This window comes from Coprococcus sp. ART55/1 (genome assembly GCF_000210595.1).
Taxonomy (GTDB): Bacteria; Bacillota; Clostridia; order Lachnospirales; family Lachnospiraceae; genus Coprococcus; species Coprococcus aceti.
Window position 1 is genome coordinate 2,555,890 of sequence record NC_021018.1, and the last position, 5,603, is coordinate 2,561,492.

General features: G+C 47.4%; 4 protein-coding genes and 2 pseudogenes. All 6 read right to left on the reverse strand.

All coding sequences use genetic code 11. From position 1 onward, the window contains the following. Positions 1–633: hypothetical protein (locus CCU_RS11475; protein ID WP_208896199.1), on the reverse strand; the 633-nt coding region annotated here is incomplete at its 3' end. A gap of 38 nt (positions 634–671) precedes the next feature. Continuing rightward, a complete protein-coding gene (locus CCU_RS11480; RefSeq protein WP_015534782.1) occupies positions 672–2,492 on the reverse strand; it encodes a hypothetical protein in 1,821 nt (606 codons plus the stop codon). 28 nt (positions 2,493–2,520) lie between these two features. Continuing rightward, positions 2,521–3,453, reverse strand: coding sequence for a GTP-binding protein (locus CCU_RS11485; RefSeq protein WP_015534783.1), 933 nt, complete (start codon positions 3,451–3,453; stop codon positions 2,521–2,523). A gap of 26 nt (positions 3,454–3,479) precedes the next feature. Further along, positions 3,480–3,773, reverse strand: a complete 294-nt coding sequence (locus CCU_RS11490; protein ID WP_015534784.1) for an acylphosphatase — start codon at positions 3,771–3,773, stop codon at positions 3,480–3,482. A 56-nt stretch (positions 3,774–3,829) separates the two neighbouring features. After that, positions 3,830–5,118: pseudogene (locus CCU_RS14825) on the reverse strand (dihydroorotase). 30 nt (positions 5,119–5,148) lie between these two features. Beyond that, positions 5,149–5,603, reverse strand: a pseudogene (locus CCU_RS11500) (hypothetical protein); the annotation flags it as partial.

Here is a 5,603-nt window from a genome sequence, read left to right on the forward strand (position 1 = left end):
GGTTATCTCACGCTCCGCCTTTCTGTCGGCAAATGGCATGTTTACATACCCTATCGATCCAAAGAACATCTCGAAAAATGAGAATATTCCCTTGAATATCCCATGCTTTTCAGTGTCATTGAAGTATGTCATAACCGCATACATCTCTGTAACGATTATTCCCACATTACATCCAAATATGATATATCCCTCGTCTGTGAGACTCAGGGCAACCGACATCATGAACACAAGAATATAATATGGGATCAGTATACTCTGTTTCGACAACGCAGCTCCAGTGGTCATGACCTCACGGTCTGCACCGATGTTCTTCTCATATCGTACCATGCATGTACTGATAAACACTATTGATACTATCGAAAGCACAGCCGACAATATACTCGACCAGTTGCTGTACAGACATGCCGCACATATGATCGCATATACCAGTACCGGAATACCAAACATCCTGAATCTGTTCGGAGACACCGCAGGATTTCTCCTCTGCGGCGGTCTGGCATTCATGTTCATATACCCTTGCGGTGGCGGCGGGGGCATCCCCGGGCCTCCATTCATGTTCATATACCCTTGCGGTGGCGGCGGGGGCATCCCCGGGCCTCCATTCATTCCATTGTTAATATTCTGTTCGTTCATCCCAAACCCTCCATTTTTTCACCTTGAACCACTTTGAGCTACTCTACAAGTGCCATCTCATCAAGCCCCACGATCCTGTCCATACACACCGGTGCTGTCAGCCTGTAGGCAAAACTTGCAGACTCGAACAGGCAGTATAATTTGCCATTATACGAATATATCTGCTCCAGCTTCTGCGGAAGCTTAACCACCTGTCTCGGTGTCTCTGTTCCGTAATTCACACTGGACAGCTTGCCTGTATCTGTATCGTATACCTCTATCCTGGATTCATCTATACCATATGATATAGAAAATATTATCTCATTTTTGTACACCTGAAGCCCCTGCACCCTTCCTGGTATATAGAAAGCCTCGTCCTCCTCCGAGGATATGGCGGTGCCGCCATTTACGATCTCGTAGCTGGCTGCCATGCTGTAGCTGTTCTTATCCTTTCGCCAGTAGCCCGCATATATATGTCCGTCATATATCGTGATAAATGACGTTGCAGGGAACATGACGCTACATGTGTTCCTGTATTTTATCGGCTTTCCCTGAGCCACATCGTATTTCTCTATGGAGTCCAGCGTAAGACATGATATGGATGCCTTCCTGCTCCTGTCCTCATCCTCATCAATCATATACGAGGAAACCCACAGCACATTATTCTTCGTATCATACGCAAGTCCTCCGGCATGTGTCGTGTCCTTGAGAACCAGTGTCTTAATATATTGCCCGGTCTGTGTATCAAGAACAAATATCACAGATTTGTGTTTCTTCGTCTTGCAGTAAGCACTGACAAATGTATACTCCTTCGTAACTGCCAGCCCCTGTGGCGTCATGGACGTGCAGTTCTCTATCTTCCTCGACTCACTGCCTATCGTATCAGCATACGCAAGTCCCGGAATGATCATCATGCCATAATCGGTATCCCTGTTCTGGGCATACATACCCATATGATAGAATTCCGGTTCAGTCGACATCTCCCATATCTGCGAAAAATTCGACTTGTTGTCAACCGCATAGGTGCTGGTTCCGGAATCATTTCCCGATATCTCGAAGTTTCTGCAGTACACTCCGCCATACAGCCATATCACGCAGATTCCCCCGACATAGCACCATGCAAATATCTTCACAAGTATCCTTCTCGACTGGACCGTCGACAAAAGTGCCGCCATGACCATCTGACTGATAATCGTTATAAGCATCATGGCATTTGTCAGCATATCTCCATGGCTGACTATCTGAAGCGGTACGCCTATCATCATAATCCAGTAGGCCTTCTGTTTCACCTTAATTCTTATTACACCATTCCAGCCTTCCCGCTTCATGCCCCACACCTGCAGTGACTGCCATACAACCACAAGGCCATATACGATGCACGCCACAAGCAGAAGCTGCCTGAGCACAGCAACAGCCGTTATCTCAAGGGCCTCACCATTTCTGTAAAATGCCATATAGTACACACCCTGTGCGAGCTGCCATATCCTCCACGCCATCATGGCGAACATCGCAAGCGCTGCAACAAATGCAAATGTGTTGGTAGCAGTTCTTCGTCTGACACCCTCACGATGTTCCTTCATCTGTTTGCGCAGACGTTTCTTTGCCCTTCCCAGCTCCTTTATGTGCTTTTTACACTTTCTGATCCTTCTGCGTTTATAGAACAGCACCTTGTACGGTGCGCGTCTGTTCTTCAGCTCTTCATATTCTTCCCTAAGTCTGTCATACCGTTCCGACTCCTCATGAAGATCCGTTCTGGTCGCCCTGAGTGCAGAACGACACATAACGTATCCCTCAAGATCTATCTGTGCCTGTTCTTTCAGCTTTTCAGCCTGAAGTTGAAGCTTCTCTTCTCTGTTCAATTTCTTAGCCCTGTCTGTCATGAAAATCCGCTCCTGTCCATCAGCCTCTTTACTCAAAGTACCGTTTTATTTTGTCCTCCACCAAATTCGAACCGATCACAATTATGATCTCCTGCCCGTTCTCTATAGGTCTCACCTCGGTCTTTTTTACCGTGGCGTTGAGCTCTATCCATCCGGTGTCATTTACAGGGAGAAAACCCTTGATTCTAAAGACATCTCCGCATTCCTTATCCGCAAATATATCCCTGACTATCGTCTCAAGCCGCTCCTGAGGCATGACCTTATTCATGATATATACCGAGTTAAACACATCACTTTGTTTGAACCATAATTTTACATAGTCGTTCAATTTGTATCCGGTTGACATAAAACCTTCAAAGTCATCATCCGTGAAATCATCCCAGTTCTTCTCCAGAACATCATCGCCGAACTGACGCTTACACTGGAATTCGGTGAGCACTTCATTGATATATTCTATTGTGCTCCTCTTCTCATCCTCCGATGCATCCTGAACCTTGCTCATCACCAGAGTTCCACAGTTCGCAACCTCAGACGCAAGCACATATCTGGACTGTCTGCTCATGTCCCGGTCAAGTCCGGCATCGACTATGGAAATGATGCTTCCCACCTCATACCATCTGTCAAGTGGCTCCTCGTGGAGGACGTCAAAGAATTCATCCACATCAAATATTCCGGACGGCTCAACAATGACTCTGTCATAGCCGCTCATCCCCATAGCTATGAGCTTTGTCTTGAACCTTCTCTTGTGACAGTCCTCGCCGCAGCCACCTGCCACCATCTCAGCATGACAGTTCTCGCCCATCACATCCTGAAGAAGCATCATGTCCACGTTGACTGCACCATAATCATTTTCAAGGATTCCGACATTATATCCTTTGCCAACAAGGTAGCTCACATACTTCTTAATAAATGTCGTCTTGCCTGAGCCCAGAAAGCCCGTTATCAAATCTATCTTTACCATATGTCCACTCTCCTTATCTACGCGCGTTACCAGCTTGATCTCACATGAAATCCGCTGTCATTCTCCAGAGGTATCTCTCTGACATCCATATCCTCTATAAATATATATCTGTCATTTCTGAGAACTGCTATCACCTTGTCTATAGCCTCAGGCAGCCCCTGAGCCTCCATCTCAACAGAATCATCATATCTGTTGCACACCCAGCCTGTGACTCCGTACATGGATGCAGCATAGCTCGCCCTGTATCTGAAGCCAACTCCCTGCACTCTTCCTCTGAATGTATAATGTCGTCTTATCTTGTCCATATCTATATGTCCCATCTCTGTTATGATCTTCTCATATCTTACATTTTATATTATATCCTGCTGCCCGCATCTTACACATCATGTTCAGCATCGTACTTTTCTGCGTCATACACGATATTTCCGCCACAGATTGTATAGTGAACCCTTCCCGGGAGAGTCCATCCGGCAAATGGACTGTTGGATGCCTTTGACGCAAAGCTGTTCACTGTCCACTGCTCATTCTCGCCAAATATGACTATATCCGCAGGAGCTCCCTCTGCTATCTTGCCCGGTTCCATGCGGTAAAATTCTGCAGGATTCCTGCTCATTAGTTCCATGAGCTTCATGAGTGAGATATATCCAGGCTGTACAAGGGAATATATTCCAAGGGCAAGAGATGTCTCAAGCCCTGTTATTCCACTTGGCGCCTTGTCAAGCGGTCTCGCCTTCTCCTCACTGCTGTGCGGGGCGTGATCCGTCACTATCATATCTATTGTGCCATCCTGTATTCCCTCTATGATCTGTCTTCTGTCTTTCTCGGTTCTGAGTGGAGGATTCATACGCGCCATGGTTCCGTACTTCAGCACAGCATCCTCTATAAGGGTGAAATGATGTGGAGTTGCCTCCGCATGTACGTCCGCTCCAAGCTTCTTTGCAGTTCTCACTATATCCACGGAATTGCCTGAGCTTATATGCTGTATGCACACTGATGCACCTGTGTGAAGTGCAAGGACGCAGTCCCTTGCAACCATAATATCCTCCGCTGTGCGGGATGCACCGCCGTATCCAAGCTTTTCTGATACTTTCCTTGATTCACTCCCGGCTGTACAATGAACAGCGGATCCTCTTCATGAAGACTCACCGGAAGATCAAGATCCCTTGCCTTCTCCATAGCCTCAAGAAGAAGCTTCTCATCCATGATTGGGATTCCGTCATCGGTAAATCCTGCTGCACCTGCAGCCGCAAGACTGTCCATGTCCACGAGTTCCTTGCCAGCAAGGCCCTTTGTGACTGTGGCTGTCTGAACTACATGTATTCCGGTCTTTGCACCTTTATCCTGTATATACTTGAGAGTCTCAAGGTTATCCACCGCCGGCTTTGTATTCGCCATACATACCACCATCGTGAAGCCTCCTCTTGCAGCGGCGGCAGCACCTGTCTCGATGTCTTCCTTGTACGTAAATCCCGGATCGCGGAAGTGTACATGTGTGTCTACCAGTCCTGGTGCAACTACAAGTCCATCTGCATCGATGACCTCCGCACCCTCTGCCTCCAGATCGTATCCTGTCTTAACTATATGATTGCCGTCGATGAGCACATCCATGACCTCGTCTGTATGGGTGACCGGATCAATGACTCTTCCATTCTTTATCAATAACATTTGCCTGTTCTCCTCTATATAAATATTTTATTACTGTCTGTATGTGTTCTGCGGATCATACTGTGATGACTGACCGTAATGTGGCTGCTGACCGTAGCCGCTATACTGATTATTCTGCTGTGACTGCCGGCCATACTGGGTCTGCTGGCTGTAGCCATTCTGCTGATCGTACCGCTGTGGCTGACCATAGCCACTTGACGGCTGATTGTACTGTCCTGGCTGTTGAGTATAGCTGCCCGGCTGGTTGTACTGCCCCGGCCGCTGACCGTAACCATTCTGCTGACCATACCGAGGCTGCTGGCCATAGCCACTCTGCTGACCATACCGAGGCTGCCGGCCATAGCCACTCTGCTGATTATTGTACTGATTCGCCTGGCCGTATGCATTTGGCTGGAAGGTGTTCTGCCACTTGCCATATACATTTGGCTGATTGTACTGCATGTTCTGTCCGTACATATTTGGCTGATTATATCCACACATAGGTA